Origin of the sequence: Luteimonas arsenica (assembly GCF_004352825.1) — a bacterium.
Lineage (GTDB): Bacteria > Pseudomonadota > Gammaproteobacteria > Xanthomonadales > Xanthomonadaceae > Luteimonas > Luteimonas arsenica.
In genome coordinates, this window is sequence record NZ_SJRW01000002.1 from 389,168 (window position 1) to 416,141 (window position 26,974).

Sequence of the window (26,974 nt, forward strand, 5' to 3'; positions counted from 1 at the left end):
ACCCCGGTCCAACTTCCAACTACGGTCGCGATCTCGCTTCCGTCCCTGACAACGCTTTGAGAAGGATTCATTCCATGAGTCGCTGGCCGGAAATCCTCGCCGCAAGCGCCATTGCCCTCGCCATCGCCGGTGCCGTGGTCGCCCAGGGGCCGCCGCAGGCGTCGCCAGCCGCGGCGCCTGCTGCCGCCACGCTGCCGTCAGGAGGCGCGGGCGAAGCCTTCGCCATCTCCGGCGTCCGCGTGTTCGACGGCGAGCGCATGCTGCCCGCCGCCAACGTCGTCGTCCGCGACGGCCGCATCGAGGCCGTGGGTGCCGACGTCGCCATCCCCGCCGGCATCGAGGTGGTCGATGGCGCCGGCCGGACCCTGCTGCCCGGTTTCATCGATGCCCACACCCACAGCTGGGGCGATGCGCAGCGCGACGCCCTGCGCTTCGGCGTCACCACCGAGCTGGACATGTTCGGCGACTGGAACCGCATCCCGCAGCTGCGCGCGCAGCGCGAGTCCTTCGATGCCACCGACCAGGCCGACCTGTGGACCGCCGGCGCCACCGTCACCACCGAGGGCGGCCACGGCACCCAGTTCGGCTTCCCCGTGCCCACGCTCGCCGCCGACGGCGATGCCGCGGCCTTCGTCGCTGCGCGCGTGGCCGAGCGCTCGGACTACATCAAGCTGATCGTGGAGGACTTCAGCGGCCACTCGGACACGCGCCGACTGCCGACGATCACGCCGCCGCAGGTCGCCGCCGCGATCACCGCGGCGCACGCGCAGGAGCGCCGCGCTGTCGTCCACGCCTCGCTACAGGCCGATGCGCTGCACGCGGTCGCGTCCGGTGCGGACGGCCTCGTGCACATCTTCCACGACGAAGTGGCCACGCCCGCCTTTGCCGCGGCGGCCCGTGAAGGCGACGCCTTCGTGGTGCCGACGCTGTCGGTGATCGCCGGCTTCGCCCAGGCGGGCGACGGTGCCGCGCTGGCCTCAGACGCACGGCTGGCCCCCTGGCTGACCGCAGGCCAGCGCGGTGCGCTCGAAGCGGCCTTCCCCGGGCCGCCGCGCGCCGCGCCGCTCGACAACGCGCTGGCGAGCGTCGCCGCCCTGCATGCCGCCGGCGTCGACATCCTCGCCGGCACCGACGCCGGCAATCCCGGCACCGCGCACGGTGCCAGCATGCATGGCGAACTCGCGCTGCTGGTGCGCGCCGGGCTGTCGCCGACCGCGGCGCTGGCGGCCGCGACTTCGCTGCCCGCGCGCCGCTTCGGTCTCGACGACCGCGGCCGCATCGCACCGGGCCTGCGCGCCGACCTGCTGCTGGTCGAGGGCGATCCGGGCAGCGACATCGAAGCCACGCGCAGCATCGTCGGCATCTGGAAGAACGGCCACGCCGTCGCCCGCCCGCGCATGGATCAGGCCGCGGCGTCCCCCGTGATCGCCGAAGGCGCGCTGGTCGCCGATTTCGCCGAAGGCACCGGCGTGCGCTACGGCCACGGCTGGCAGATCACCACCGATGCCATGGCCGGCGGGAGCTCGGTGGCCGGGCAGGCCTGGGCCGAGCGCGGCGCGCAGGGTTCGCGCGGCGCGCTGCGGGTCAGCGGCGAGATCCGTCCGGGCTTCGCCTTCCCCTGGGCCGGCACCATGTTCCACCCCGGCGCGCAGCCGATGCAGCCGGTCGACGCCTCGGCGCGCAGCGAGCTGGTGTTCCAGGCCCGCGGCGACGGCCGAAGCTACCAGGTGATGCTGTTCTCCGGCTCGTCGATGCAGGCGATGCCGAGCATGCAGTCCTTCACCGCCGGCCCGGAATGGGAGGAGGTGCGGATGCCGCTGTCGGCCTTCGCCGGCGCCGACCCGGCCACGCTGCGCGCGGTCGCGATCACCGCGGGCCTGCCCGAAGGCGCGTTCGAACTGTTCATCGACCAGGTCGAACTGCGCTGACATGCGGCATCATCGGCACATGGAACAGTCCGACGCGCCACGCGACACGTCCACCGGCTGGCGCGCGTGGCGGGTGCCGGCACCCGACTCGGTGATGGCGACGAGCCTGCGCCTGGGCCGCCCGCAGTGGACGGAGTGGATGCACCTGATGTGGACGGTGTGGGTGTTCATCACCCCGCTGTTCGCGCCCGGTGGCTACAGCCTGCGCTGGGCGCTGCTGACCCTGCTGTCCTACCCGCTGTTCGTGCTGCTGTACGCGGTGTCGCTGCTGCGCCCGCCGAAGCAGGCCGGACGCGCCGCGCTGGCGATGGTCGCGCTCAGCTTCGTCCTGCTGCCCTGGTATCCCTCGGGCATGAGCTACTTCGTGTTCGGCTGCGTGATGCTGCGCTGCGGGCAGTTCGGCTCGCTGCGCCGCTACGCGCTGCTGCTGGCCGCGCTCAACATCGTGTTCATCGGGCTGGCGCTGGCGGTGGGTTACCCGTGGCAGGCGCTGGTGTGGCTGCCGCTGGTGACGGTGATCGTCGCGCTGCTGATCCATGTCGACAACGCCAACCAGCGCCGGGACGCCGCGCTGCGGCTGTCGCACGACGAGGTCCGGCGCCTGGCCGCGGTTGCCGAGCGCGAGCGCATCGGTCGCGACCTGCACGACCTGCTGGGGCACACGCTGTCGCTGGTGGCGCTGAAGTCCGACCTCGCCGCGCGCCTGGTCGAGCGCGATCCGGTGGCGGCGCGCGGCGAGATCGACGCGGTCAGCCGGGTGGCGCGTGAGGCGCTGGCGCAGGTGCGCTCGGCGGTCAGCGGCATCCGCGCCGCGGGCATCGCCGCCGAGCTGGCCTCGGCGAAGCTGCTGCTGGAGTGCGACGGCGTGGCCTTGCGCCACGACTGGGACGAAAGCGGCCTGGCCGGCGGCGCGCTGCCGCCGCGGATGGAAACCGCACTGGCACTGGTGGTGCGCGAGGCGGTGACCAACATCCAGCGCCACGCCGGCGCGCGCAGCGCGGAAGTCGCGCTGCGTACCAGAGATGACGGCGTGGTGCTGCGGGTCAGCGACGACGGCCGCGGCGGCGCGATCGCGCCGGGCAACGGCCTGGGCGGCATGCGCGAGCGCGTCGAGGCGCTGGGCGGTCGGTTGAGCGTCGATTCGGTGCGCGGTCGCGGCACCGTGGTCGAAGCCTGGCTGCCGCTGGTGGAAGACGACGATGGCGACGCGCCCGAAGCCGGACCGCAGGCCATGGGTGACGCGGCATGATCCGCATCGTGCTCGCCGAGGACCAGGCCATGCTGCGCGGCGCGCTGTCGGCGTTGCTGGCGATGGAGGACGACATCGAGGTCGTCGGCGCCGCCGGTGACGGCGAAGCCGCCTGGCGCGAACTGCAGCGCACCGCGCCCGACCTGCTGGTCACCGACATCGAGATGCCGGGGCTGACCGGCCTGGAGCTGGCCCAGCGCATCCAGCGCCAGGGGCTGGCGACGAAGGTCGTCATCGTCACCACCTTCGCGCGCGCCGGCTACCTGCGCCGCGCGCTGGATGCCGGCGTGCAGGGCTATCTGCTCAAGGACGCCCCGGCGGAGGAGCTGGCCGCGGCGCTGCGCCGCGTGCACGCGGGCGGCCGCGCGATCGATCCGCAGCTGGCGCTGGAGGCCTGGTCGGACGCCGATCCGCTCAACGAGCGCGAGCGCCAGGTGCTGCGCCTGGCGGGCGAAGGCCGCAGCGCCGGCGAGATCGCCGCTGCGCTGAATCTCTCGCAGGGCACGGTGCGCAACTACCTGTCCGAGGCCATCGGCAAGCTCGGCGTCGGCAACCGCATCGAGGCCGCGCGGCTGGCGCGGCAGAAGGGCTGGCTCTAGCGGCAGTGCCGGCATGGCGGCTGGCGCTTCTTCCAGGGAGCGGGCACTACCCACAGGATCGCCCGCGGGCGTAGGCTGCCTCTTCCACAGTCCGGGAGTCGACGCATGGCCACTGCTACGCCAGCTTCGTTTCGCGCCGTGTCGGTTCTCGCCCTGGCGTGGAACCTGATCGGCGTGACGATGTTCTTCCTGCAGACCGGCCTCACGCCCGAGCAGATCGCCGCGATGCCTGACGAACAGCGCGTGGTCTACGAGGCGATGCCCGCGTGGCTGGCGGTCTTCTACGGCCTGTCGGTGTTCGCCGGCGCGCTGGGTTCGCTGGGCCTGCTGCTGCGCAGGCGCTGGGCGATGCCGCTGTTCGCGCTGTCGCTGGCCTCGGTGCTGGTGCAGATGGTCGCGGTCTACGCGCTGACGCCGGCGTGGCAGGCCTCGGGCGCATCAGGGCTGCCGATGACGCTTGTGATCATCGGCATCGCCGTCTTCCTGTTCTGGTACGCGCGCCGCGCCGTCACGCGCGGCTGGCTGCGCTGAGGGCACCGCTGCGGCTGCCCAGCGGTACCGGCAGGGGGGCCTGCGTTTCCGCGCCGACCGGACATCCGCTCCAGCCGCGCGGACGCCCCATCAGCCGCCCGACTTCGCCTTGAGCATGCCGTAGGCCGCGCGCAGCCCCAGCGCCTCGCCGCCGGCCGGGCGACCCGGGCGATCGCCGTCGTTCCAGGCGTAGGTGTCCAGGTGCGCCCAGGGCATGTCCTTCGGCACGAAGCGCTCCAGATACAGGGCCGCGGTCACGCTGCCGGCCATCTTCGAGCCGGCGTTGGCAAGGTCGGCGACCTTGCTGGTCAGGTAGCGCAGATACGGCCGCCACAGCGGCATCCGCCACAGCGGGTCGCGCACCTGCATGCCGGCGTCGAGCCAGGCCTGGGCGACGGCGTCGTCGTTGCTGAAGAGCGCCGGCAGGTCGGGGCCGAGCGCGATGCGCGCGGCGCCGGTGAGCGTGGCGAAGTCGAGGACCAGTTCCGGCTCCTGTTCGCCGGCGTAGGCCAGTGCGTCGCCGAGGATCACGCGGCCCTCGGCGTCGGTGTTGTCGATCTCGACGCTGACGCCGGTGCGGGTGGCGATCACTTCGCCCGGGCGGAACGCATCCGGGCCGATCGCGTTCTCCACCGCCGGCACCAGCAGGGTGATGCGCAGCGGCAGTTTCCGCGCCATCACCAGCTCGGCCAGCGCGATAGCGTGCGCGGCGCCGCCCATGTCCTTCTTCATGTTGCGCATGCCGTCGGCGGGCTTGAGGTCCAGGCCGCCGGTGTCGAAGCACACGCCCTTGCCGACGATCGCGACGTGCGGGTGCGCGTCTTCGCCCCAGCGCAGCGCGAGCAGGCGCGGCGCGCGGTGCGAGGCGCGGCCGACGGCGTGGATGGCGGGGAAGTTCTGCTCGAGCAGGGCGTCGCCGGTGATCGCCTCGAAGCGGGCGCCGTGTGCTTCCGCGATGCCGCGGGCAACGGCCTCCAGCTGCTCCGGGCCCATCTCCTGGGTGGGCGTGTTGACCAGGTCGCGCACGCGGACGGTCGCGGCCAGGACGTCCCGCACTTCGTCGTCGAGCGCGTCGAGCGCCAGCCGCGCGCGCGCCGGCCGGGCCTTGCGGTAGCGGGCGAAGTCGTAGCTGCCCAGGCCCCAGCCGAGCTGCAGCGCGCGCAGTGCGTCGGCGCCGGGATCGCCGGCCGGGGCCCAGTCGCCGGCCGGCAGCGCGCATGGGGCGTGGGCATAGGCGCAGGGATCGAGCGGATCGCCGATGCCGAGCACCGCGGCCGCCGGCACGCCGTCCGCGCCCGGCAGCACCAGGCAGCTGCCCGGCGAGGCGTCGAAGCCGTGGGCGTCGAGCCAGGCGGCGACGCCGGCCGGCTGCGTCGCGCGCCAGGCCGCGAAGCCCTCCTTGTCGACGACGTGCAGCGGGCGGGTGCCGGTGCTGCCGGCGGGGGCGTAGGCGGTGTCGGGGTTCATGTGTGCGTGCTCCGTATGCGTGTGGCCGGCAGGGCCTGCTCCAGCCAGTCGGCCAGTCCGGCCAGGGAATCGAAATGCAGGTCGGGCTCGACCCCAGCGAGGGTCCAGGCCGCGCGTCGGCCGTCGTCGCCGGCGCGGTTGATCCAGCAGCTGCGCAGCCCGGCGCGCGCGGCGCCGGCGACATCGGCCTCGGGGTGGTCGCCCACGTGCAGGACCTCGCCGGGCGGCAGTTCCAGCAGCTCGCAGGCGGCGAGGAAGATGGCCGGGTCGGGCTTGGCACTGCCGAAGGTGCAGGCGCTGAGCTGGGCGGTGAACAGGTGGTCCAGCCCGATGCGCGCCAAGTCCGCGTTGCCGTTGCTCAGCGCCGCCACCGGCAGCCGGGCGCTGATCCGCTCCAGCGCGTCGATCGCATCGGGATAGCACTCCACCCGATTGCGCTCGGCGAAGAAGGCCTCGTAGGCGGCTTCGGCCAGCGCGACGTCGCCGCCGCTCTCGCGCAGCGCGGCTTCAAGCGTCAGCCGCCGCAGCGCGGACATGTCGTGCGCCAGCGAGGGGTGCTCCGCCGCCACGCGCTCGCGCAGCGCGCGCATCGCCTCCACCGGGAACATGTCCGCGGTCGCCGGGCTGTGCCGCCGCATCCAGTCGTCAAGCACGCGCTCGATGCGCGCGCCGATGGGGGCGAACGGCCAGACGGTGTCGTCGAGGTCGAGGGTGATGGCGCGGGCGGCGAAGGCCATGCGGCCATTGTACGGCGCGGTCAGCCGAGCAGCCGCGCCCAGCCGTCCATGCCCTCGATGCGCGCCAGCACGCGCTTCACGCAGACCAGCAGCGGCACGGCGAGCAGCAGCCCGACGATGCCCCAGAGCCAGCCGAACAGCAGCAGGGCGAGGATCAGCACCAGCGGCGACAGCTGCATGCGCTGGCCCAGCACCAGCGGCGTGACCAGCTGGCCCTCGAGCGTGTGCAGGCCGAGGTAGATCGCCGCCGGGAGCAGCGAGCGGCCGACCTCGTCCCAGGTCACGAAGCCCATCAGCAGCATCAGCACCACGCCGATGGCCGGGCCGACGTAGGGCGCGAAGTTGAGCAGCATCGCGATCGTGCCCCACAGCAGGGCCTCGGGCACGTCCAGGCCGAGGGCGAAGTGGAGCACCGCCGCCAGCACCAGGCCCACGCCAGCGTTGATCAGGCTGATGGTGAACACGTAGCGCGAGACGTCGTGTTCGATCGCCTGCATGATCTCGACGGTCATCTTCTTGCGCTGCCGCGTGGGCAGCAGCGCGATCGCGCGGCGCTGCAGGTCTTCCCCGAACACCATGAAGAAGAACGTGAGCAGCACCACCGCCAGCACCGAACCCAGTACCTGCGGGGCGCGCATGAGCAGCGCATAGGGATCGTCGGGCACCGTGCGCACCACTTCCACCTTGCGCGCGTCGCCGCCGCTGGCCTGGCGCGCGATGTCCTCGGCCACGCGGTTGGCCTCGTGCACCGGCTTGGCCAGCTTTCCCAGCTCGCGGCCCACCTGGCGCATCTGCCGGGGGGCTTCCTGCATCCAGTCCACGGCGGGCGCGAGCAGCTGCTTGCCGAGCAGGCCGGTGCCGGCGATGCCGCCGGCCACCACCAGCAGCGCGGCGAGGAAGCGCGGCACGTACAGGCGCCGCAGCAGGCGGATCACCGGATTGCCGACCAGCGCGAAGAACATTCCCAGCAGCACCGGCAGGATCACGCCCTGGGCCGCCCACAGCGTGTAGCCCATGGCCAGGCAGGCCAGCACCACGACGGCGGTCGGTGCGCGCGGGCGCGGCGGCGGTACCTGTGGCTCTTCGGCCGGTCCGGTCGGGTCGTCGCCTGGCACCGGCACGGGTCCGCGGAGGGTTTCGTCGCCGCTGCTCATGGCGGGCGCGGGGCCGTCAGCGGCCTTCGGACACGTCGGTGGCGGCTTCGGCCGGCCGCGGCGGCGCGTCCCACTGCGGGTCGGGTACGAAGCGGCGCGCGCTTGGTGGAACCGCCGAGGGCCCGCGGGGCAGGTCGGCCGCGGCGGCCGACGTGCCCACGCCCACGCCCGCGCCAGCACCCACGCCAGCGCCCGCAGCGGCGGCCGCAGCCGCCGGCACCGTGCCCGTCGCCGCTGCCGCGGCCACCGCTCCGGCTTCGCCGGCGGCGTCCTGCGCTTCCGAGGCCGCGAACGCCGCCTGGATGGAGCCGACCAGGCCGGCGAGGCTGCCCGCCAGCTGCAGCCAGCGCGCGGGCTGCACGCCCGCCACGGCCCGCCCGGGCCGCACCCAGCCGGCCAGGAACCCGGCCGCCAGGCCGGCCCCGATCACGCGCGGCGGCGACCAGGCCTGCCGCCAGCACGTGCCGAGTACGCGGAAATCCGCGGCCACCTGGCGCTCGTGCGCTTCCAGCGCGTCTTCGGCACGGGCCACCTTGGCCTGGAGTTGTTCGAAGCTCATGTCCATTGCCTCACGGTGGCGTCTTGCCGCTCCGGCGCGCCTCGGCCTCGGCGGCCGAGCCGGCCTCGCGTGCGGAGCCGGGCGTTCCGGGGGGCGGCATCAGGTCGGACAGCTCGCCGATGCCCAGGCGGGCGAGTTGCCTGCGCGTGGCCTTGAGCCGGGTGTGTTCGAAATAGCCGGTGGCCTTGCGCAGCGCCAGCCAGGCCGCGAGCAGGCTGAGCGCCCCGCAGCTGGAGAGCGACAGCCACCAGGGCAGCCCGACCCGGTTGCTCAGCACCACGATCAGCGCGGTCATCAGCAGCAGCCAGGCCGAGGCACCGAACATGACCGCGATCCCGGCGAACACCGCCGCGCGCCCGGCCGCGCTGCGCGCCAGGGAGACATCGGCGGCCACCAGGTCGCGCAGCGCGCGGGCCGCATCCCCGGCGGCGCCCAGCCCGGCCTTGCCGCTGTCCCTGAGCTCGCGCAGGGATTCGGCCAGGTCGGGCGTGGGACCGTCGTCGGGGCGGCGGCCGGCGCCGTCCTCGGGACCGGGCCGGGCTCCGTTGGGGGGCGCCTGCTCCACGCGGCTTACCTGTCGCTGCCGCGGGCGAGCTTGGCGATGATCCAGCCGGCGGCGAAGGCGACGCCGAAGGAGGCGATCGGACGCTCGCGGATCAGGTCGGCGGCGCTGTCGACGAGGTCGCGGCCTTTCTCCAGCAGCTGGTCGACCTGCTCGCTGCCGGCGCCGGCGGCTTCCTCCAGCGCGGAGAGCCCGGCGATCGCGCCGTCGGCGAGATCGGCCTTCAGGTTGGCGCGGCCCAGGCGCATTTCCTCGCCCGCGGCGGCGGCGGCGCCGCGCACGGCGTCGGCGGTGTCGGAAGCGGCCTGCTTCAGGTGGCTGCCGGCTTCGGACAGGTTGGACTTCAGGTTGTCGGTGTGGGTCGGGCTCATCGCGGTTCTCCTTGGGGGTCGGGAAACATCATTCCATGGCCAGGTTGCCCTGGCCGCGGCCACGCTGGATGCGCAGTACCAGTTGCTGGGGGGATCCGGCCACCGCCGTGCGCAGGGCGGACAGGTCGGTGGCGCGGGCGCCGGCGGCCGCCACCACCACGTCGCCGGCGCGCAGGCCGTTGCGCGCGGCACGGCTGCCGTTGGCCACGTCTTCCACCAGCACGCCGGCCAGGCCGCTGCGGCGCAGCGCCTCGGGCAGCTCGGCGAAGCTGGCGCCGGCCAGGCGCGGGTCGAGCTGCTGGCCGGCGATCGCGCGCGGCTGCTCGCGCAGGGTCGCCTGCAGCTGCAGCGGCTCGCCGTCGCGCCGGATGTCGAGCGCGACGCGTGCGTCAGCCGGCTGCAGGCCCTGGAAGTTGCGCAGGGCCTCGCTGTCGGCGATGCGTTCGCCATTGGCGGCCACGACCACGTCGCCCGCGCGCAGGCCGGCGGCGGCCGCGGCGGAATCGGCGTGGACGCGGGTCACCACCGCGCCGCGGCTGCCCGCGGGCAAGCCGAGGCTGGCGGCCAGGCGGTCGTCCAGGTCCTGGGTGTCGATGCCGAGCGTGCCGCGCCGCACCTCGCCGGTGGACGCGAGCTGCTGCATCACCCCGCGCGCCAGGTTGGCGGGGATCGCGAAGCCCAGGCCGATGTTGCCGGCCATGCTGCCGCGCGGGTTGAAGCTGGCGGTGTTGATGCCGACCAGTTCCCCGCGCAGGTTGACCAGCGCGCCACCGGAGTTGCCGGGGTTGATGCTGGCGTCGGTCTGGATGAAGTTCTGGTAGCCCACGCCGGGCACGTTGCTGCGGCCGACCGCGGACACGATGCCCGATGTCACCGTCTGGCCGACGCCGAACGGATTGCCGACCGCGACCACGAAATCGCCGACCTGCAGCGTGCTGCTGTCGGCCAGGGCGATGGCCTGCAGCGGCTGGCCGTCGCCGGGCACCGGGATCTTCATCAGCGCGACGTCGGTGTCGGCGTCGGAGCCGACGAACTCGGCGGCCAGGGTGCGGCCGTCGGACAGGGTCACCGAAACCTCGTCGGCGCCCTCGATCACGTGGTGGTTGGTGAGCACGTAGCCGCGGGTGGCATCCACGATCACGCCCGAGCCCAGCGACTCGTTGATCCGCTCATCGGGGATGTTGGGGAACATGCGCCGGAAGAAGGGATCGTTGGCGAAGGGATTGTTGATCCGCACCCGCTGCCTGGAATGGACGCTGACCACCGCGGGGGTGACCCCGCGCAGCATCGGCGCCAGCGAGGGCAGGGCCTGGCCGTCGACGGCGGCCGGCAGGGTGGCGGCCATGGGCACGGTCGCGGCCGTGGCGGGTTCGGCACGGACGGGGGATTCCAGCGCGCCGCGGACCAGGGTCGCGGCAAAGCCGCCGAAGGCGGCCGCGGTGACGAGGGCGAGCAGCGTGGTGCGGGTGGGTGCAGGCATCGGTCTGTCTTTATCCCGGTTGCAGGGTCTCGGGACCGTGAAGTGTCGCCCGGGTCGGCGCACCGGTCGAGACTGAACAGGTGTGTCGTACGTCTCAAGTTCATGTGCGAACGGCGACAGCGCAGGGCTCGCGCAGGATGCCGCATCCGGCAATTGACTTCGCCCTTCGCCGGCCTTAGGGTCATCCCCTGTCGGCCACAACATCTTGGGGTCAGGCAGGCGGGCTTGGCCCAGTACTAGTTGTTGCGGGCCGGGTAATGGCAGGACCAGGGGGAGGTTCGCATGCACGGTATCGCGGCCCGCAGACGAAGACGATGACAGCAGCATGGCGCGCGGCGCGCGCTTGCGGCTTTGCCGTCGGCGCGACCCGTGCAGCGGGCCCCGCGACCGGCACGGAATACAACAGACACGACGACGCCCGGTTCGCGCACGACCGGGCAGGATGAAGGAGATGGAAGCAGCATGAGCACGGTTCGCCTGGAGGCTGTGAAGAACACGATGGCTGGCACCGGCCAGGACATCCCGATGCAGCCGGCCTCGGTCGACATCTGGGACAAGAAGTACCGCCTGAAGACCAAGCAGGGCGAAGCGCTGGACGCCGACATCGACGGCAGCTACCAGCGTGTCGCGCGCGCCCTGTCCGAGGCCGAGGAAACGCCCGAAAAGCGCAAGTACTGGAACGAGCGCTTCCTCTGGGCGCTGCGCCGCGGCGCGATCCCGGCCGGCCGCATCACCTCGAACGCCGGCGCGCTCGAGCACAAGCCGGCCACCAGCACCATCAACTGCACCGTCAGCGGCACCATCGTCGACTCGATGGACGGCATCCTGGAGAAGGTCCACGAGGCCGGCCTGACGCTCAAGGCCGGCTGCGGCATCGGCTACGAGTTCAGCACCCTGCGCCCGCGCGGCGCCTTCGTCGCCGGCGCCGGCGCCTACACCTCCGGCCCGATGTCCTTCATGGATATCTACGACAAGATGTGCTTCACCGTGTCGTCGGCCGGCGGCCGCCGCGGCGCGCAGATGGGCACCTTCGACGTCAGCCACCCCGACGTGCGCGACTTCATCCGCGCCAAGCGCGAGGACGGGCGCCTGCGCCAGTTCAACCTCTCGCTGCTGGTCACCGACGGCTTCATCGAGGCGGTGAAGGCCGACGCCGACTGGCCGCTGGTGTTCCCGATCAACGAGAAGGAACAGGGCGACATCGACCTGGCCGACGCCGGCCAGGTGGTCTGGCGCGACTGGCCGCAGCACCAGGGCTACGTCGTCCGCGACGACGGCCTGGTGGCCTGCAAGGTCTACGGCAAGGTCAAGGCCCGGCACCTGTGGGACATGATCATGGTGTCCACCTACGACTACGCCGAGCCGGGCTTCATCCTGATCGACCGCGTCAACGAGATGAACAACAACTGGTGGTGCGAGAACATCCGCGCCACCAACCCCTGCGGCGAGCAGCCGCTGCCGCCCTACGGCGCCTGCCTGCTGGGCTCGGTCAACCTGACCAAGTTCGTGCGCGACCCCTTCACCGACCAGGCCGAGTTCGACTGGGAGGAATACAGGGAGGTCGTGCGCGTGTTCACCCGCATGCTCGACAACGTGGTCGAGGTCAACGGGCTTCCCCTGCAGCAGCAGCGCGACGAGATCATGCGCAAGCGCCGCCACGGCATGGGCTTCCTCGGCCTGGGCTCGACGGTGACCATGCTGAAGATGAAGTACGGCTCGAAGGAGAGCTGCGAGTTCACCGAGCGCATCGCCCGCGAGATGGCCGTGGCAGGTTGGGAAACCGGCCTGGTGCTGGCCCAGGAGAAGGGTCCGGCACCGATCATGGAGGAGCGCTTCGAGGTCACCGCCGAGATGCTGCGCAAGCGCCCCGAGATGGCCGCCGACGGCTGGAAGGTCGGCCAGGAAATCCCCGGCAAGGTGCTGCACGCCCGCTACAGCCGCTACATGCAGCAGGTGGCCGGCGTCGCCCCGGAGCTGGTCGAGCAGCTGGCCGAGACCGGCGCGCGCTTCACCCACCACAGCTCGATCGCGCCCACCGGCACCATCAGCCTGTCGCTGGCCAACAACGCCTCCAACGGCATCGAGCCCTCCTTCGCGCACCACTACAGCCGCAACGTGATCCGCGAGGGCAAGAAGTCCAAGGAGAAGGTGGACGTGTTCTCGTTCGAGCTGCTGGCCTACCGCCACCTGGTCAACGCCGAGGCCATGCCCTTCAGCGAGGATCCGGCCGCGCAGCTGCCGGACTACTTCATCTCCGCCGACGACATCAGCCCGAAGGAGCACGTCGACGTCCAGGCCGCGGCGCAGAAGTGGGTCGACTCGTCGATCTCCAAGACCGCCAACGTCCCGACCGACTATCCCTACGAGGACTTCAAGGACATCTACCTCTACGCCCACGAGAAGGGCCTGAAGGGCTGCACCACCTTCCGCTTCAACCCCGCCGCGTTCCAGGGCGTGCTGGTGAAGGACTCCGACCTCGCCAACACCACCTACCGCTTCGAGCTCGAGGACGGCAGCACGGTGGAGGTGAAGGGCAACGAGGAGATCGAGTACGACGGTGAGACCCACACCGCCGCCAACCTCTTCGACGCCCTGAAAGAGGGCTACTACGGAAAATTCTGAGGAAGGCTCTCTGCAGGGCTTGGACCGCGCTACATTTCCCACCGCGGGCGCCCCGCCCGCCAACATGACGACGAGGGAAACACGATGAGCAACGGCAATGGGGTCGCCGCGACCCTGGGCTCCGCCGCCGAGGCGGTCGCCGACAAGGCGAAGGAAGTCGGCAGTGCGGTGTCCAAACGCGCGTCGAAGGCGGTGAAGAAGGCGAAGAAGGCGGCGGGCAAGGCCGAGAAGGCCGTCGCCAGGACCGCCGGCAAGGCCACGAAGGCGGTGACGAAGACCGCCGGCGACGCGAAGAAGACGGTGGGCAAGACCGCGGACAAGGCGAAGAAGGCCGTGTCCAAGCGGGTGGCCAAGGCCAAGACCTCGCTGGCCGCCACCAGCGCCAGCGCCAAGGCCGAGGCCGCCGCGCTCAAGCGCAAGCGCACCGTGAAGAAGGCCGCCAAGAAGACCGCCAAGAAGGCGGCGGCGAAGAAGGCCGTGGCGAAGAAGACCCTGGCCAGGAAGGCGACCGCCAAGAAGGCCGCCGTCAAGAAGACGGTCAAAAAGACCACGAAGAAGGTCGCCAAGAAGGCCGCTGCCACGAAGAAGGCGGTGAAGAAGGTGGCGAAGAAGGCGACGAAGAAGGTCGCCGGCAAGTAAGGCAATCCGGCCCGCCTGCCCCGCGTCCGCGGGGCAGGCCGGCATCAACGAACAGCAGGAAACACGCGTCATGGCCGTCAGGATCGAGAAGAAAATCACTGGTTACTCCGTCGCAACCGCCGAGGGCGACAAGGCCGCCGCGCGCGCCGATGCCCCGGCCGCGCAGGACGCCGCCGCCGAACGGCCGACGGCCGAAGTCATCCAGATGCACGAGCGCATCGAGCGCCCGGAGGTGCTGGTCGGCAGCACCTACAAGATCAAGTCGCCGCTGGTGGAGCACGCCATGTACGTGACCATCAACGACATCGTGCTCAACGCCGGCACCGAGCACGAGTCGCGGCGACCGTTCGAGATCTTCATCAACTCGAAGTCGATGGACCACTTCCAGTGGATCGTCGCGCTCACGCGCATCATGTCGGCCGTGTTCCGCAAGGGCGGGGACGTGACCTTCCTGGTGGAGGAGATGAAGGCCGTGTTCGATCCGCGCGGCGGCTACTTCAAGGCCGGCGGCGTGTACATGCCGTCGCTGGTGGCCGAGCTCGGCGCCATCGTCGAGGACCACCTGAAGTCGATCGGCATGATCCACGACCCGGACCTGAGCCCGGCGCAGCGCGCGCTGATCGAGGAAAAGCGCCGCCAGTACGAAGACCGCTCAAAAAAAAACAGTGACGCCGGCGTAGCCGCGGCCGATGCTGGCCCGGTGGGCGGGCTGTTCGCCGACCAGGGCGCCGACCGCAGCGGCGAGGACATCGCGGTCACCGGCGAGGGCACCAGCTTCCCGCCCTCGGCCACCATGTGCCACAAGTGCAGCACGAAGGCCCTGGTGATCATGGATGGCTGCGCGACCTGCCTGAACTGCGGCTATTCGAAGTGCGGCTGAGCCGGGTGGTATCCGGCTGAGCGGCGACATGGGGCGCGGGGGCGCCCGGGGGAGAACATGATGGTGGATGTGAAACGCCGCGCCCTGGGCGCGGTGCTGCTGCTCGCGCTGGCCTGGCCGGTGGCCGCCCAGGTGGAAAAGAACCGTGCGCCCGCCGCCGTCCCGACGGTCCACTGGGTCACGCCCTGGCGCGAGGGCATGGCGCTGCGCTATGCGACCGAGGACCACGACGTCAGCGTGGGCGAGGGCGGCCGGGAGAGCTCCCGCACCACCTCGATCGAGACCCTGCGGATCACCGAGGCGCGCGAGGACGGCTTCGTGCAGGAGTGGTCCTTCGCCGACACCCGCTACCAGCAGCTCGAGGGCGGGGAAGGGCAGGAGGCCGTGATGCAGCAGATGATGGATTCGCTGGCCGACGTCCGGCTCGAGGTCGATCTCGACGCGGCCGGCAACTACGCCGGCCTGCGCAACATCGACGCCCTGGCCGCGCGCATGCGGCCGGCCATGCGCGAGGGCTTCCTGGCCCTGTTCGCCGCCGGAGTCGAGTCCGCCGGTGGCGAGGGCGACGAGGCGACGACCGCCGCGGCCCGCGCGCAGGCGCTCGAGTTCGTCGACGGCATGGTCGAGCGCATGACCGATCCGGCGATCCTCGGCGTCCTGCTGTCGCGCGACGTGGCCATGTTCAACGATGCCTTCGACGCCGAGCTCGAGGTCGACACGCCCTACGAGGTCGACGTGGAGATCGACAACCCCATCGGCGGCGGTGCGCTGCCCGCGCGGGTGTCTCTGCTGGTGCACTTGGGCGAGCCGGGATCCGACGATGCCGTCCTGGCCTGGACGACGCACATGGACCGCGAGAAGGCCGCGGAGATCGCGCTCCGCGCGGCCGGGACGATGTACGGCATCGACGTGCCCGAGGAGGCGCGCAGGCAGGTCATGGAAGACATGTCGATCATCGACGAGGGCCGGGTGCTGTTCCGGATCTCCACGGGCGTACCCGAGGTCTTCGAGTCCACCCGCACCGTGCGCGCCGCCGGCGAGCTCCGCATCGAGCGCCGCCGCATGCGCCTGCTCGATGGCGACCACGACCATGACTGGTCCGGCGAAGGCGCGCCGGTGGCGGCGAAGGAGCCGTCCCCGGCGGGCTGACCCCGACGCAGGGCAGGCCACCTGTCGTTCGACGGGCCAGCGTGGCCATGGACCTTGTCGCAGCCCCGACGCCCGCTGCGCTAACGTGGGCGGCATGCAGATGCCCGCGCCGCTTCCGCCGCCCGCGTCCACCGTGCTCGATGCCGCCGCGATCGGGGAGCTCGGGCGCGCGCGTGCCCTGCTCGAGAACCCCGGCCTCGCCGCGCAGCTGGCGAACCTGGTCGGTGCGCCGCTGGAATACGTGATGGAGAAGCGCCTCCCGGCACCGGCCACGAAGCTGGTCAATTCGCTGGTGCGCAAGGCCCTGCAGCAGTCGCTGCGCGCGGCGGTGGCGACGCTGGGCAAGGCCGCGTCGCCGGCACCGCGCACGCGCACGCACGCGGTCGCCGTGGCCGCGAGCGGGGCCGCCGGTGGCGCCTTCGGCCTGCCCGGACTGGCGGTCGAGCTGCCGCTGACCACGACCCTGATCCTGCGTTCGATCGCCGAGATCGCCCGCGCCGAAGGCGAGCCCCTGGACGATCCGGCCACGACGCTGGCCTGCTTCGAAGTGCTGACCATGGGCGGCCGCGCCCGCAGCGACGACGGCACCGAGTCGGGCTACTTCGCCGCGCGCGCAGTGCTGGCCCAGCAGGTGGCCGCCGCCGCCGAATACGTCGCCGTCCACGGCCTGGTCGGCAAGGGTGGACCGCTGATCGTGCAACTGCTGTCGGCGATCGCCTCGCGCTTCTCGGTCAACGTCAGCCAGAAACTGGCGCTGCAGGCAGTGCCGGTGGTCGGTGCGGCGACCGGCGCCGCGCTCAACACGCTGTTCATGCGCCACTTCCAGGCCATGGCCCGCGGCCACTTCACCGTGCGCCGGCTGGAGCGGCAGCATGGCGTGGAGGCGGTGCGCCGGGCCTATGAAGCGCTGGGCACCGCCGATGCCGCCGTGCAGGACCGCAAGGGCGCGGGTTTCGGCTAGCATTTGCGGCCACCACAGGGGAGACACGATGATGCGACGACTGACCGCGGGCCTGCTGGCCCCGTTGATGGCGCTGGCCGCCGCGCCCGTGCTGGCCGCCGACGGCCGGGGCGTGACCGGCGCCGAGGCCATGGCCGTGCTGCAGGGCATGTCGCTGGAACCGGAGATGCTCGAGGACCGCGAGGGCGATCCGATGATCAAGTTCCGGATCAACGACCTCAACGCCTACATGAACTTCTACGACTGCAGCGAAGGCCGCTGCGGCTCGCTGCAGCTCGAAGTCGGGCTGGACCTGGAGAGCGGCACGTCGCTGCAGGTGGCCAACGTCTACAACAGCCGCTACCGCTACGGGCGGATGAGCCTGGACGACGAGATGGACCCGTTCCTGCACTACGACTTCGAGGTCCTGCACAGCAGCCACGCCGCCCATATCCAGAGCCAGGTCGAGATCTTCGGGCAGCTCCTGGGCGACTTCACCCGCGCAGTGGATTTCTGATCCGTGCGATCCCGGCTCAGGCCTGGCGCAGGGCCGGGAACTGCCGGGTCATGCGCATGCCGTCGGCCAGGCCCCAGCGGATGGCGATGCGGCGCAGCCGTGCCTCGGTGGCTTCGCGCAGGTCCGGCGGTGCCAGCCGCATGATCGCATCGTGGCGCTCCGCCCAGGCGTTGGCATAGGCGAACAGATCACGGTGCCTGAGCTGCAGATCGGCCATCTCGTCCTCGAGCCCGGCGATCGCCTGTTCGAGTTCGGAGTCGGCATCGTGGGTGGGCGTCGCGGTGGTCATCGGTGTCGCATCGGTCGGGGCACCGTACTATGTCAGGCTCGCGTGCAGGCGCGATGAATGGCCGCGATGCCCGCGGCACCAAGAGTCCCGGAGAAACCATGCGCTGGATCCCGATGCTGCTGCCGCTTGTCCTCGCCGCCTGCGGTGGCGCGCCCCAGTCCGCGGCGCCGGCGGCGGCCGTACCTGAGCCGCCGCGGCTCGACTTCAGCGGCAAGCGGCCGATCCCGGTACGCCTGGACATGCTCGCCACGGCGGACGGCGGTCGCGCGGTGGCGATTGCCGGCGCCTGGCGCGGCGAATTCGAGTTCGATGGCGGCGACCGCACACGCTGCGGCATCGAGCGTGGCGAACTGGCCGAGATTGCACCAGGAAGCAGCCACGAGGTCCGGCTGATCTGCACAGCGGCGGTACGGCTGCCGGACGATGGCAGCCGCGGCTTCCGCATGCTGGAAGACGGTGCCGTGATCGCCTCGGGGACCGTCCTGCCCTGACCGCCCGCGATGCGGGCGGCATTGCCCGGCCTCAGCCGCCGGCGGGTAGCAGCTTCAGCAGCCGTCCGCCTTCGCCGTCCTCGAGCAGCCACAGGCCGCCTTCCGGCCCTTGCTCGACTTCACGGATGCGCTTGCCCATCTCGAAGCGCTCCGCCTCGCGCGCCTGCGCGCCATCGAACTCGACGCGCACCAGCGACTGCGACGACAGGCCGCCGATGAAGGCGCTGCCCTGCCATGCGGGGAACGCGTCGCCGCTGTAGAACACCAGGCTCGAGGGCGAGATCACCGGCGTCCAGGTCACCGCAGGTGCGTTGAATTCAGGACGGGTGTCGTGGTCGGGGATCGGGCGGCCGTCGTAGTGGTTGCCGTTGGAGACGACCGGGTAGCCGTAGTTGGCGCCGCGCTCGACGAGGTTGAGTTCGTCGCCGCCGGCCGGGCCCATTTCCACGTCCCACAGCCGGCCCTGCGCGTCGAAGGCGAGGCCGAGCACGTTGCGGTGGCCCAGCGACCAGACCTCGGCGGCCACGCCGCCGTCGGCCGCGAAGGGATTGCCGGTCGCCGGCCTGCCGTCGTCCTCCAGGCGCAGGATCTTGCCCAGGTTCGAAGCCATGTCCTGCGCCGGGTCGAACTTCTGGCGCTCGCTCGAGCTCAGCCACAGCTTGCCTTCGCCGTCGAAGGCGATGCGGTGGCCGTAGTGGCCCTGGCCGCTGACCTTGGGCACCTGGCGCCAGATCACCTTGAAGCCTTCCAGCGCCGCGCTGCCGTCGTCGGCGGTGGCCAGCTTCGCGCGCGCCAGCGCCGCGCCGCGGGTGTCGCGGCCGCCGGCCTCGGCGTAGCTGAGGTAGACGATGCCGTTGTCGGCGAAAGCGGGGTGCGGGACCACGTCGCCGAAGCCGCCCTGGCCGCCGTAGGCGACCTCGGGCACGCCGGCGACGTCCTGGCTGGCGCCGGTCTCCACGTCGACCAGCTTGAGCCGCCCCTTCTTCTCGGTGACCAGCAGGCGGCCGTCGGGCAGGAAGCTCATGGCCCAGGGTTCGTCCAGGACGGCGATGACGTCGACCTCGAACGGCCGGCCGTCGCCCGCGGCGCCTGCGCCTGCATCGGGTTCCGGCGCCGCCTGCGCGTCCGGCGCCGCGGCGGTGGCGTCTTCGGCGGGGCGCGCGCTGCCGTTGCAGGCGGCCAGGACGAGGGCGAACGCGGTGGCGGCGGCAAGGGTGTTCAGGTTCATCGCATCGGCTCCGGACGTGGTGGATCCCCAGTATCCGGTACGCAGCGGGTCGACGCATCCCGGGCCATAACCGCTCCGGCCCCACGAGTGGTTAACGCCATGTCGACGCGCGGATCGTGGAGGGTGCGGGGTTAATGCGTGGCATTGCAGGGTGTCGCCGTGGCCGGGAAACGCGCCGGCCGCGACATCCCCCTGAACCTGCCGGATGCCCCCGCATCCGCTGAGGAGAATCCCCTGATGAAGAACGCACGCACGCATATCGCCACTGTCGTCGCCCTGGGCGCCGCGCTCGCCATGCCGCTGGCCTTTGCCCAGAGCGCAGTGAGCCCCGAGGTCCGCGAGGCGCAGGAAGCCGCGACCGAGGCCGCCGAGGCCGCGCAGGACGCCCAGCAGGCCGCGCAGCAGGCGACCGATGCCCAGCCCGAAAGCCGCCAGCTTGGCTGGAACGACGTCGATGCCGACGGCAACGGCACGATCTCGCAGGCCGAGTCCGCGGCGCTGCCGGCGCTGGCCGCGGTGTTCAGCGAGGCCGATGCCGACGGTGATGGCGAACTCACTCCCGAAGAGTATCGCGCCCACGCTGCCCAGGCCGGCGGCGGCGAGGAGTAAGCAGCATCGTCACGGGGCCGCTTCGGGCGGCCCTGGTGACCGCCCGGACGCGGCGGCGGCAGCAATGCCGCCGCCGCGTCGTTTCCGTTTCCCGGATAATGGCCCGATGGCCAGTATCAAGATGGTCGGCTTCGATGCCGACGACACCCTTTGGCGCAGCCAGGACTGGTTCGACCAGGCGCAGCGCGACTTCGAGGCGATCATCGCCTGCTACGTCAACGGCGACGTCCGCACCAGCGAGCGCCTGTACGCGGTGGAGAAGGCCAACCTGGCCGTCTTCGGCTACGGCGTGAAGGGCATGGCGCTGTCGATGATCGAGGCCGCGATCGACATCACCGGCGGCCGCATCAGCGCCGCCGACCTGCACCGCATCGTCGTCCTCGCCAAGGACCTGCTGCGCCACCCGGTGGAACTGCTCCCGGGCGTGCGCGACGCGGTCGAGGCGGTTGCCGCCGACCTGCCGGTGGTGCTGATCACCAAGGGCGACCTGTTCCACCAGGAAGCCAAGGTGCGCGATTCCGGCATGTCCGCGCTGTTCCGCCGCATCGAAATCGTCAGCGAGAAGGACGTGTCGACCTACCGCCGGCTGCTGGAGGAGTTCGCGATCGCACCGGACGAGTTCGTGATGGTCGGCAACTCCCTGCGTTCGGACATCGCGCCGGTGCTCGAACTGGGCGGTTGGGGTGTGCACCTGCCCTACCACACGACCTGGGCGCACGAGCGCGAGGCGGAGGTCGATGAGGGCCATCGCGCGCGCATGCGCACCCTCGACTCCGCCGCCGGCCTGCCGGCCGCGCTGCGGTCGATCCTGCAGGCCGCATGATCGACGCGCGGCGTGTGCCGGTCCAGTCCGGTGCGCGCCGCGCCTCCTGCCTGCGGCACAATCGGGGCATGCGATGGCTCCGCACCCTCCTGTTCGCGCTGATCCTGTTCGGCCTGGCCGCCGGCTGCGGCCGCGGCGGTGGTCCGGGCACGGATGCGGATGCGACCCTGTCCGGCCTCGGCGCGGGCGAGGGCGCGGTGGAATGGCGTGGCAGCCTGCCCTGCGCGGACTGCCAGGTCATCGACACCCGGCTGGTGCTCAAGCGCAGCGGCGGGGAGCACCTGTACGAACTGGTCGAGGTGTATGTTGCGGTCGACGGCAGCATGCGCTTCGACGAGGCCGGCCAATGGCGGCTCGACAATACCGTGCTCAGCCTTGAGCCCAGCACCGGCGGCCTGCGCCGCTATGGCCTGCTGCGCGGCGGTGGGCTGCAGGTGCGCGACCCGCGCGGCCGCGCATTCCCGGGGCGCGAGGGCGATGTCCTGCTGCCCGTCGGCCGCCATCCCTGAACCGGAGTGCCATGGATCTTCGACTTCCCCTGCTGTTTGCCGCCCTGTTGTGGCTTGCCATGCCCGCCACCGTCCTCGGCGAGGATGGCTCCGGCGCCGACGCGCCGCGCACGGGCGACGCCGTGGTCGACGCCCGGCTGGCCGACGTCGCCGTCTATGCCGCGCGCTACCCCGACGCCTTCGTCGACGAACTGGTGCGCTATTTCGATGCGCCGCGGCCGCTGATCGAGGACCTGCTGGAAAAGCAGGGCCGCGGGCCGGGCGATCTGTACTACGCCTGCGCGCTGGCGCGCGTGTCCGGCCGGCCCTGCCGCGGCGTGCTCGAGGCCCGGGCCGCCGCGCCCGACGAGGCCTGGGAGGACATCGCCAGGACGCTGGGCGTGCAGCCGGGCGACGCGCGCGCCCGGCGCCTGCGCGAGGGCATCGCCGAAAGCTATGCGCGTTGGGGGCGGCCGCTGCCCGACGCCACTGACTGAGCAGGCGCGGATGGCCGGCGCTTGACCTTCACATCATGGGAAGGTCTAGGCTGCGCCCATGTCCCCGACCAACGCCACCACCGAACTCTCCGTCGAAGGCATGACCTGCGCGTCCTGCGTAGGCCGCGTCGAGCGCGCGCTCAGGGCGGTGCCGGGCGTCGACGACGCCAGCGTGAACCTCGCCACCGAGCGCGCCCGCGTACAGGGCGCCGTGCCGCTGGAGGCGTTGCTGGCGGCCGTGGACAAGGCAGGCTACGACGCGCGCCCGATCGACCCCGAAGGCGCCGCCGTCGCCGACGACGCGGCCGCGCGCCGCGAGGCCGAGCGCGGTGTCCTGCGGCGGGAGCTGCTGCTGGCGGCGGCGCTGGCGTTTCCGGTGTTCATCCTGGAGATGGGCGCGCACCTGGTGCCGGCGATGCACCACTGGGTCGAGCATTCGCTGGGCATGCAGCGGAGCTGGCTGATCCAGTTCGTCCTCGCCACCCTGGTGCTGCTGTTCCCGGGGCGTCGCTTCCATGTCGCCGGCATCCCCGCGCTGCTGCGCCTGGCGCCGGACATGAACTCGCTGGTGGCGGTGGGCACGCTCGCGGCCTGGGGCTATTCGGTGGTCGCCATCTTCGCTCCGGGGCTGCTGCCCGCGGGCACGGTCAACGTGTATTACGAGGCGGCGGCGGTGATCGTGGTCCTGGTGCTGCTGGGCCGCTACCTGGAGGCGCGCGCCAAGGGGCGCACGTCGGAGGCGATCCAGCGCCTGGTCGGCCTGCAGCCGAAGCTCGCGCGCGTCGTGCGCGGGGGGCGCTCGGTCGAGATCCCGATCGACGACGTCGTACCGGGCGACCTGCTGGAGCTGCGCCCGGGCGAGCGTGTGCCGGTGGACGGGGAGGTGGTCGAAGGCCGCAGCTTCGTCGACGAATCCATGATCACCGGCGAGCCGGTCCCGGTGGAAAAGCCGGTCGGCGCCGCCGTGGTGGGCGGCACCGTCAACCAGCAGGGCGCGCTGACCGTGCGTGCGACGGCGGTGGGCGCGCACACGGTGCTGGCGCGGATCATCCGCCTGGTCGAGCAGGCGCAGGGCGGCAAGCTGCCGATCCAGGCCCTGGTCGACCGGGTCACGCTGTGGTTCGTGCCGGCGGTGATGCTGGCGGCGCTGCTCACCTTCCTCGCGTGGATGCTGTTCGGCCCCGAGCCTGCGCTGGGGCTGGCGCTGGTGAACGCGGTGGCGGTGCTGATCATCGCCTGTCCCTGCGCCATGGGCCTGGCCACGCCGACCTCGATCATGGTCGGCACCGGCCGCGGCGCGGAGCTGGGCGTGCTGTTCCGCAAGGGCGAGGCGCTGCAGCTGCTCCGCGACACCACCGTGGTCGCGGTGGACAAGACCGGCACGCTCACGGAAGGTCGGCCTGCGCTGACCGACCTGGAACTGGCCGAGGGCTTCGCGCGCGACGAGGTGCTGCGCCTGGTGGCGGCGGTGGAGTCGCGCTCCGAGCACCCGATCGCGCGTGCGATCGTCGATGCCGCCGAGGCGGCTGGCATCGCGGTGCCGGAAGCGGGCGACTTCGAGTCGGTCACCGGCATGGGCGTGTGCGCCGGTGTCGGGGGGCGTCGCGTCGAGGTCGGCGCGGACCGCTACATGCGCGCGCTGGGGCTGGACGCGGACGCGTTCGCAGCCACGGCCGCCAGGCTCGGCGGCGAGGGCAAGTCGCCGCTGTACGCCGCCGTCGACGGGCGACTGGCGGCGATCCTGGCGGTCGCCGATCCGGTCAAGCCCGACACGCCCGCGGCGATCGCGGCGCTGCATGCGCTCGGGCTGAAGGTCGCGATGGTCACCGGTGACAACGCCCGCACCGCGCAGGCCATCGCCGCGCGCCTGGGCATCGACGAGGTGGTGGCCGAGGTGCTGCCCGAGGGCAAGGTCGATGCGGTGCGCCGGCTCAAGGCCGCCCACGGTCGCCTCGCCTTCGTCGGCGACGGCATCAACGACGCCCCGGCGCTGGCCGAGGCCGACGTCGGCCTGGCCATCGGCACCGGCACCGACATCGCCGTGGAGGCGGCCGACGTGGTGCTGATGTCGGGCAGCCTGCAGGGCGTGCCCAATGCCATCGCGCTGTCGAAGGCGACCATCGGCAACATCCGCCAGAACCTGTTCTGGGCCTTTGCCTACAACACCGCCCTGGTTCCGGTGGCGGCGGGCGTGCTGTACCCGGCCTTCGGCATCCTGCTTTCGCCGATCCTGGCCGCCGGCGCGATGTCGCTGTCGAGCGTGTTCGTGCTCGGCAACGCGCTGCGGCTGCGAGGGTTCACGCCGCCAGCGCCGGCGGCCGGCATGGAGGAAGGCCAGGCATGAACATCGGTGAAGCCGCGGCGGCATCCGGCGTGTCCGCGAAGATGATCCGCTACTACGAAGACGCAGGGCTGATCCCCCCGGCCGAACGCAGCGCGGCCGGCTACCGCCTGTACGGCGACGCCGACGTGCACCGGCTGCGCTTCATCCGCCGCGCGCGCGACCTCGGCTTCGCGGTGGTCGAAATCGAAGAACTGCTGGGCCTGTGGAGCGACCGGTCGCGCCGCAGCGCCGACGTCAAGCGCCTGGCGCAGGCGCACATTGCCGACCTCGAGGGCCGGATCGCGAAGCTGCGGCAGATGGCCGACACGCTGCGCACCCTGGCCGACTGCTGCGCCGGCGATCACCGGCCGGACTGTCCGATCCTGGCCGGGCTGGAGGACGATGGCGAAGGCGGCACGCGCGGCGCGGCATCCGCCTGACGCCAACGCCACGCGGACCGGACCGGCAGCGGCCGGCGCCGTGGAGGCTCAGCCAGCGCCCGATGGGAAGCCGGCCTCGGCCAGCGCCGCTTCGATCTGTTCGCGTGTCGCAGTGGTGGTGACTTCGACCGTGCGGCTGGGCGGGTCCGCCTCGACCTTCGCGCCGGGATCGACCGACTGGATCGCCCGCGTCACGCCGCGCACGCAGCCGCCGCAGGTCATGTCTTCGAGATGGAATCGCATGGGGGTTCCGCCATGGTGGGGTCTGCCGACAGCTTGGGGCTTGCCACGGTGGCAAGGTCAAGCCTGTGCCAGGCCGTGGCCTGCGCCGGATGGTCCGCCGGAGCGTCCGGAGGTGGCCGTGTAACCTATGCGTCCCGGCACGCCCACCCGTGCCCAGAGGCTGTTGCAGGGCCAGACGATGACCGCGGTAGACAGGCAACAGGACGCAGTGATGACACCGGATCCGCGTCGAGAATCGCGCTATGCGGCCTCCATCCGCCTGTCCGTCGCCCCGATGATGGACTGGACCGACTCCCACTGCAGGGTCTTCCATCGCCTGCTCGCGCCGCACGCCCGGCTGTACACCGAAATGGTCCACGCCAACGCCGTCATCCACGGCGACCGCGCGAAGCTGCTGGCGGCGGATCCGGTCGAACACCCGGTCGCGCTGCAACTCGGCGGCAGCGAGCCGCCGCTGCTGGCGCAGGCCGCACGGATCGGCGCGGAACACGGCTTCGACGAGATCAACCTCAACGTCGGCTGCCCCTCCGACCGGGTGCAGGCCGGCCGCTTCGGGGCCTGCCTGATGCGCGAGCCGGCGCTGGTCGCCGACAGCGTGGCGGCGATGATCGCGGCGGTGGACGTGCCGGTGACGGTGAAATGCCGCCTGGGCGTCGACGACGACCACGAGTACGGGCGTTTCCTCGCCTTCATCGACACCGTGGCCGACGCCGGGTGCCGGATGTTCGTGGTCCATGCGCGCAACGCCTGGCTCAAGGGGCTGTCGCCGAAGGAGAACCGCGAGGTGCCGCCGCTGCGCTACGACTGGGCCTACGCGCTCAAGCGCGAGCGGCCGGAGCTCGCCGTGATCGTCAACGGCGGCATCGCCGACGAAGGCGAGGCCACCGCGCACCTGGGACACGTCGACGGCGCGATGCTCGGCCGCGCCGCCTACCACGATCCCTGGCTGCTGCACCGGCTCGACGTGGCCTGGTACGGCGGTGAGCTGTCCACCCGCGCCGACGTGCTGCGTTCGATGCGGCCCTACGTCGAAGCCCAGCTCGCGCGCGGCGCCCAGCTCAAGCACATCAGCCGCCATCTGCTAGGCCTGTTCCATGGCGAGCGCGGCGGCCGCGCCTTCCGCCAGGTGCTCAGCGAGGGTGCGCACCGGCCCGGCGCCGGCTGGGCGCTGGTGGAGGAAGCCCTTTCACACACCGGCGGAGCGGATCGCGCCGCTGCCTGAGGACACGACAACCATGCTGACCCGCGACACCGCGAGCTTCCTCGAGTTCGCCCGCAGCTGTGCCCCCGACTTTGGCCCCGCCACCGCGCGCGCCGCCTTCCTGGTCGCGCCCGACGGCTTCGGCCGCGCCGAGGAATCGGCGACCGACAACCGCTACATGGCCGAAGTCGAGGGCTTCGATGCCGTGCGCGCTTCGGAACAGCACCGCGGCCTGCAACGCGCGCTGTCCGGGGTGCTGCCGACGCTGTGCTTCCCGGGCATTCCCGGCGCGCCCGACGCGTTGTTCCCCAACAACGTCTTCGCCACCGTGGCCGGCGGCCTGGTGGTCGGGCGCATGCGCCACCCGGTGCGCCAGCGCGAGGCGGAGCGCCCCGACATCCGCGGCTTCTTCCGCGACATGCTTGGCTACGCCGAGCGCGACCTGTCGCGGCAGCCGCATCCCTGCGAATTGACCGGCGCCCTGGCCATCGACCGTGCCCGTGGCCTCGGCCTGTGCGGCCTGTCCGAGCGCTGCGACGAAGAAGGCGCGCGGCTGATGCATGAGGCCCTGGGCCTGCGTGCGACCCTGATGTTCGACCTGGCGCCCGGCGAGTACCACACCAACGTGGTGCTGGCGGTGCTGGCCGGGCGCGCGGCGATCATCTGTCCGGCGGGCATCGCCGACCCGGCCGTGGTCGAGGCCATCGCCGCGCTGTACGCGCCGCACGCGGTGCTGCTGTCGGCACAGGAGCAGGCCGCCTTTGCCGGCAACGCCATCAGCCTGTCCGACGATTCGGTGTGGATGAGCGAACGCGCGGCGCAGGCCCTGGCGCCGGCCAGCCGCGAGGCGCTCACCGCGGCCGGCTTCGCGGTCCGCGGCGTGCCGCTGGACGCGATCGAGGCCGCGGGCGGCTCGCTGCGCTGCTGCGTGGCCGAGATCTACTGATCGGCCGGGATC

28 protein-coding genes and 1 pseudogene are annotated in these 26,974 nt (G+C 72.0%); 19 read left to right on the top strand and 10 right to left on the bottom strand.

Annotated elements, in window-relative coordinates; all coding sequences use genetic code 11:
- Positions 1-74: 74 nt before the first annotated feature.
- From E2170_RS09245 to E2170_RS09260, 4 genes are all read left to right on the top strand, one after another.
- Entirely contained in the window at positions 75-1,928 is a 1,854-nt protein-coding gene (locus tag E2170_RS09245) for a CIA30 family protein (protein WP_133000382.1), read from the top strand.
- A 19-nt stretch (positions 1,929-1,947) separates the two neighbouring features.
- Positions 1,948-3,177, top strand: a complete 1,230-nt coding sequence (locus tag E2170_RS09250) for a sensor histidine kinase (protein ID WP_133000383.1) — start codon at positions 1,948-1,950, stop codon at positions 3,175-3,177.
- Positions 3,174-3,776, top strand: a complete 603-nt coding sequence (locus E2170_RS09255; protein WP_133000384.1) for a response regulator transcription factor — start codon at positions 3,174-3,176, stop codon at positions 3,774-3,776. Before E2170_RS09250 ends, E2170_RS09255 begins: the two co-directional genes overlap by 4 nt.
- Before the next feature lie 138 nt (positions 3,777-3,914).
- Positions 3,915-4,307, top strand: coding sequence for a hypothetical protein (locus E2170_RS09260; RefSeq protein WP_133000385.1), 393 nt, complete (start codon positions 3,915-3,917; stop codon positions 4,305-4,307).
- Between the two features lie 90 nt (positions 4,308-4,397).
- Here E2170_RS09260 and E2170_RS09265 read toward each other — a convergent pair whose 3' ends face one another.
- The 7 genes from E2170_RS09265 to E2170_RS09295 are packed head-to-tail and all read right to left on the bottom strand — an operon-like array spanning position 4,398 to position 10,637.
- Complete coding sequence (locus tag E2170_RS09265) at positions 4,398-5,774, bottom strand: leucyl aminopeptidase family protein (protein WP_133000386.1); 1,377 nt, start codon at positions 5,772-5,774, stop codon at positions 4,398-4,400.
- Positions 5,771-6,511 carry an HAD family hydrolase gene (locus E2170_RS09270; protein WP_133000387.1) on the bottom strand — a complete coding sequence of 247 codons (741 nt, stop codon included), beginning with the start codon at positions 6,509-6,511 and terminating at the stop codon, positions 5,771-5,773. Before E2170_RS09270 ends, E2170_RS09265 begins: the two co-directional genes overlap by 4 nt.
- Positions 6,512-6,531: 20 nt before the next feature.
- Positions 6,532-7,665: an AI-2E family transporter gene (locus tag E2170_RS09275; protein WP_133000388.1), complete on the bottom strand. Its 1,134-nt coding sequence runs from the start codon at positions 7,663-7,665 to the stop codon at positions 6,532-6,534.
- A gap of 16 nt (positions 7,666-7,681) precedes the next feature.
- Entirely contained in the window at positions 7,682-8,224 is a 543-nt protein-coding gene (locus E2170_RS09280) for a protein sip-5 (protein ID WP_133000389.1), read from the bottom strand.
- A gap of 10 nt (positions 8,225-8,234) precedes the next feature.
- Complete coding sequence (locus E2170_RS09285; protein ID WP_243708133.1) at positions 8,235-8,789, bottom strand: phage holin family protein; 555 nt, start codon at positions 8,787-8,789, stop codon at positions 8,235-8,237.
- 5 nt (positions 8,790-8,794) lie between these two features.
- A complete protein-coding gene (locus E2170_RS09290) occupies positions 8,795-9,157 on the bottom strand; it encodes a hypothetical protein (RefSeq protein ID WP_133000390.1) in 363 nt (120 codons plus the stop codon).
- A 28-nt stretch (positions 9,158-9,185) separates the two neighbouring features.
- On the bottom strand, positions 9,186-10,637 hold the full coding sequence (locus tag E2170_RS09295) for a Do family serine endopeptidase (protein ID WP_133000391.1): 1,452 nt from the start codon (positions 10,635-10,637) through the stop codon (positions 9,186-9,188).
- Positions 10,638-11,099: 462 nt separating this feature from the next.
- Between E2170_RS09295 and E2170_RS09300 the strand changes: the two genes are divergently transcribed.
- The 6 genes and pseudogenes from E2170_RS09300 to E2170_RS09325 all read left to right on the top strand — a co-directional run bounded on the left by E2170_RS09300 (position 11,100) and on the right by E2170_RS09325 (position 17,384).
- Entirely contained in the window at positions 11,100-13,259 is a 2,160-nt protein-coding gene (locus E2170_RS09300; protein ID WP_133000392.1) for an adenosylcobalamin-dependent ribonucleoside-diphosphate reductase, read from the top strand.
- A gap of 366 nt (positions 13,260-13,625) precedes the next feature.
- Positions 13,626-13,895, top strand: a pseudogene (locus tag E2170_RS14235) (hypothetical protein); the annotation flags it as partial.
- 73 nt (positions 13,896-13,968) lie between these two features.
- Positions 13,969-14,778 (top strand): TSCPD domain-containing protein, encoded by an 810-nt coding sequence (locus tag E2170_RS09310; RefSeq protein ID WP_133000393.1) that lies wholly within the window; start codon positions 13,969-13,971, stop codon positions 14,776-14,778.
- A gap of 63 nt (positions 14,779-14,841) precedes the next feature.
- Positions 14,842-15,927, top strand: coding sequence for a hypothetical protein (locus E2170_RS09315; RefSeq protein ID WP_133000394.1), 1,086 nt, complete (start codon positions 14,842-14,844; stop codon positions 15,925-15,927).
- Positions 15,928-16,027: 100 nt separating this feature from the next.
- Positions 16,028-16,888, top strand: coding sequence for an EcsC family protein (locus tag E2170_RS09320; protein WP_133000395.1), 861 nt, complete (start codon positions 16,028-16,030; stop codon positions 16,886-16,888).
- A gap of 28 nt (positions 16,889-16,916) precedes the next feature.
- Positions 16,917-17,384, top strand: a complete 468-nt coding sequence (locus E2170_RS09325) for a YbjN domain-containing protein (protein WP_133000396.1) — start codon at positions 16,917-16,919, stop codon at positions 17,382-17,384.
- A 16-nt stretch (positions 17,385-17,400) separates the two neighbouring features.
- Here E2170_RS09325 and E2170_RS09330 read toward each other — a convergent pair whose 3' ends face one another.
- Positions 17,401-17,673 (bottom strand): hypothetical protein, encoded by a 273-nt coding sequence (locus E2170_RS09330; RefSeq protein ID WP_133000397.1) that lies wholly within the window; start codon positions 17,671-17,673, stop codon positions 17,401-17,403.
- A gap of 98 nt (positions 17,674-17,771) precedes the next feature.
- Here E2170_RS09330 and E2170_RS09335 point away from each other — a divergent pair, with 98 nt between their 5' ends.
- Complete coding sequence (locus E2170_RS09335) at positions 17,772-18,164, top strand: hypothetical protein (RefSeq protein ID WP_133000398.1); 393 nt, start codon at positions 17,772-17,774, stop codon at positions 18,162-18,164.
- A gap of 31 nt (positions 18,165-18,195) precedes the next feature.
- On the opposite strand, the gene E2170_RS09340 is transcribed toward E2170_RS09335, so the two are convergent.
- Positions 18,196-19,392 carry a PQQ-dependent sugar dehydrogenase gene (locus tag E2170_RS09340; protein WP_133000399.1) on the bottom strand — a complete coding sequence of 399 codons (1,197 nt, stop codon included), beginning with the start codon at positions 19,390-19,392 and terminating at the stop codon, positions 18,196-18,198.
- A gap of 237 nt (positions 19,393-19,629) precedes the next feature.
- Here E2170_RS09340 and E2170_RS09345 point away from each other — a divergent pair, with 237 nt between their 5' ends.
- The 6 genes from E2170_RS09345 to cueR all read left to right on the top strand — a co-directional run bounded on the left by E2170_RS09345 (position 19,630) and on the right by cueR (position 24,572).
- Positions 19,630-20,001: an EF-hand domain-containing protein gene (locus E2170_RS09345; RefSeq protein ID WP_133000400.1), complete on the top strand. Its 372-nt coding sequence runs from the start codon at positions 19,630-19,632 to the stop codon at positions 19,999-20,001.
- 106 nt (positions 20,002-20,107) lie between these two features.
- Positions 20,108-20,824: an HAD family hydrolase gene (locus tag E2170_RS09350; protein WP_133000401.1), complete on the top strand. Its 717-nt coding sequence runs from the start codon at positions 20,108-20,110 to the stop codon at positions 20,822-20,824.
- A 68-nt stretch (positions 20,825-20,892) separates the two neighbouring features.
- Positions 20,893-21,333 (top strand): copper resistance protein NlpE N-terminal domain-containing protein, encoded by a 441-nt coding sequence (locus tag E2170_RS09355; RefSeq protein ID WP_165942211.1) that lies wholly within the window; start codon positions 20,893-20,895, stop codon positions 21,331-21,333.
- Between the two features lie 11 nt (positions 21,334-21,344).
- Positions 21,345-21,809 (top strand): hypothetical protein, encoded by a 465-nt coding sequence (locus E2170_RS09360; RefSeq protein WP_133000403.1) that lies wholly within the window; start codon positions 21,345-21,347, stop codon positions 21,807-21,809.
- Positions 21,810-21,867: 58 nt separating this feature from the next.
- A complete protein-coding gene (locus E2170_RS09365) occupies positions 21,868-24,153 on the top strand; it encodes a heavy metal translocating P-type ATPase (RefSeq protein ID WP_133000404.1) in 2,286 nt (761 codons plus the stop codon).
- Positions 24,150-24,572, top strand: a complete 423-nt coding sequence (gene cueR, locus E2170_RS09370; protein WP_133000405.1) for a Cu(I)-responsive transcriptional regulator — start codon at positions 24,150-24,152, stop codon at positions 24,570-24,572. The genes E2170_RS09365 and cueR overlap by 4 nt, the downstream gene beginning before the upstream one ends.
- 48 nt (positions 24,573-24,620) lie before the next feature.
- Here cueR and E2170_RS09375 read toward each other — a convergent pair whose 3' ends face one another.
- Positions 24,621-24,815, bottom strand: coding sequence for a heavy-metal-associated domain-containing protein (locus E2170_RS09375; RefSeq protein WP_133000406.1), 195 nt, complete (start codon positions 24,813-24,815; stop codon positions 24,621-24,623).
- Between the two features lie 211 nt (positions 24,816-25,026).
- Between E2170_RS09375 and dusA the strand changes: the two genes are divergently transcribed.
- Complete coding sequence (gene dusA / locus E2170_RS09380) at positions 25,027-26,037, top strand: tRNA dihydrouridine(20/20a) synthase DusA (protein ID WP_133000407.1); 1,011 nt, start codon at positions 25,027-25,029, stop codon at positions 26,035-26,037.
- Between the two features lie 13 nt (positions 26,038-26,050).
- Positions 26,051-26,962 (top strand): arginine deiminase-related protein, encoded by a 912-nt coding sequence (locus E2170_RS09385; protein ID WP_133000408.1) that lies wholly within the window; start codon positions 26,051-26,053, stop codon positions 26,960-26,962.
- The last annotated feature ends 12 nt before the right edge of the window (positions 26,963-26,974 follow it).

Excerpts from the sequence above, each read along its gene's own strand:
- E2170_RS09245 (WP_133000382.1), top strand. The coding sequence starts at position 75 with ATGAGTCGCTGGCCGGAAATCCTCGCCGCAAGCGCCATTGCCCTCGCC.
- E2170_RS09250 (WP_133000383.1), top strand. The coding sequence starts at position 1,948 with ATGGAACAGTCCGACGCGCCACGCGACACGTCCACCGGCTGGCGCGCG.
- E2170_RS09255 (WP_133000384.1), top strand. The coding sequence starts at position 3,174 with ATGATCCGCATCGTGCTCGCCGAGGACCAGGCCATGCTGCGCGGCGCG.
- E2170_RS09265 (WP_133000386.1), bottom strand. The coding sequence starts at position 5,774 with ATGAACCCCGACACCGCCTACGCCCCCGCCGGCAGCACCGGCACCCGC.
- E2170_RS09270 (WP_133000387.1), bottom strand. The coding sequence starts at position 6,511 with ATGGCCTTCGCCGCCCGCGCCATCACCCTCGACCTCGACGACACCGTC.
- E2170_RS09275 (WP_133000388.1), bottom strand. The coding sequence starts at position 7,665 with ATGAGCAGCGGCGACGAAACCCTCCGCGGACCCGTGCCGGTGCCAGGC.
- E2170_RS09280 (WP_133000389.1), bottom strand. The coding sequence starts at position 8,224 with ATGAGCTTCGAACAACTCCAGGCCAAGGTGGCCCGTGCCGAAGACGCG.
- E2170_RS09290 (WP_133000390.1), bottom strand. The coding sequence starts at position 9,157 with ATGAGCCCGACCCACACCGACAACCTGAAGTCCAACCTGTCCGAAGCC.
- E2170_RS09295 (WP_133000391.1), bottom strand. The coding sequence starts at position 10,637 with ATGCCTGCACCCACCCGCACCACGCTGCTCGCCCTCGTCACCGCGGCC.
- E2170_RS09300 (WP_133000392.1), top strand. The coding sequence starts at position 11,100 with ATGAGCACGGTTCGCCTGGAGGCTGTGAAGAACACGATGGCTGGCACC.
- E2170_RS09310 (WP_133000393.1), top strand. The coding sequence starts at position 13,969 with ATGGCCGTCAGGATCGAGAAGAAAATCACTGGTTACTCCGTCGCAACC.
- E2170_RS09320 (WP_133000395.1), top strand. The coding sequence starts at position 16,028 with ATGCCCGCGCCGCTTCCGCCGCCCGCGTCCACCGTGCTCGATGCCGCC.
- E2170_RS09325 (WP_133000396.1), top strand. The coding sequence starts at position 16,917 with ATGATGCGACGACTGACCGCGGGCCTGCTGGCCCCGTTGATGGCGCTG.
- E2170_RS09330 (WP_133000397.1), bottom strand. The coding sequence starts at position 17,673 with ATGACCACCGCGACGCCCACCCACGATGCCGACTCCGAACTCGAACAG.
- E2170_RS09335 (WP_133000398.1), top strand. The coding sequence starts at position 17,772 with ATGCGCTGGATCCCGATGCTGCTGCCGCTTGTCCTCGCCGCCTGCGGT.
- E2170_RS09340 (WP_133000399.1), bottom strand. The coding sequence starts at position 19,392 with ATGAACCTGAACACCCTTGCCGCCGCCACCGCGTTCGCCCTCGTCCTG.
- E2170_RS09345 (WP_133000400.1), top strand. The coding sequence starts at position 19,630 with ATGAAGAACGCACGCACGCATATCGCCACTGTCGTCGCCCTGGGCGCC.
- E2170_RS09350 (WP_133000401.1), top strand. The coding sequence starts at position 20,108 with ATGGCCAGTATCAAGATGGTCGGCTTCGATGCCGACGACACCCTTTGG.
- E2170_RS09355 (WP_165942211.1), top strand. The coding sequence starts at position 20,893 with ATGCGATGGCTCCGCACCCTCCTGTTCGCGCTGATCCTGTTCGGCCTG.
- E2170_RS09360 (WP_133000403.1), top strand. The coding sequence starts at position 21,345 with ATGGATCTTCGACTTCCCCTGCTGTTTGCCGCCCTGTTGTGGCTTGCC.
- E2170_RS09365 (WP_133000404.1), top strand. The coding sequence starts at position 21,868 with ATGTCCCCGACCAACGCCACCACCGAACTCTCCGTCGAAGGCATGACC.
- cueR (WP_133000405.1), top strand. The coding sequence starts at position 24,150 with ATGAACATCGGTGAAGCCGCGGCGGCATCCGGCGTGTCCGCGAAGATG.
- E2170_RS09375 (WP_133000406.1), bottom strand. The coding sequence starts at position 24,815 with ATGCGATTCCATCTCGAAGACATGACCTGCGGCGGCTGCGTGCGCGGC.
- dusA (WP_133000407.1), top strand. The coding sequence starts at position 25,027 with ATGACACCGGATCCGCGTCGAGAATCGCGCTATGCGGCCTCCATCCGC.
- E2170_RS09385 (WP_133000408.1), top strand. The coding sequence starts at position 26,051 with ATGCTGACCCGCGACACCGCGAGCTTCCTCGAGTTCGCCCGCAGCTGT.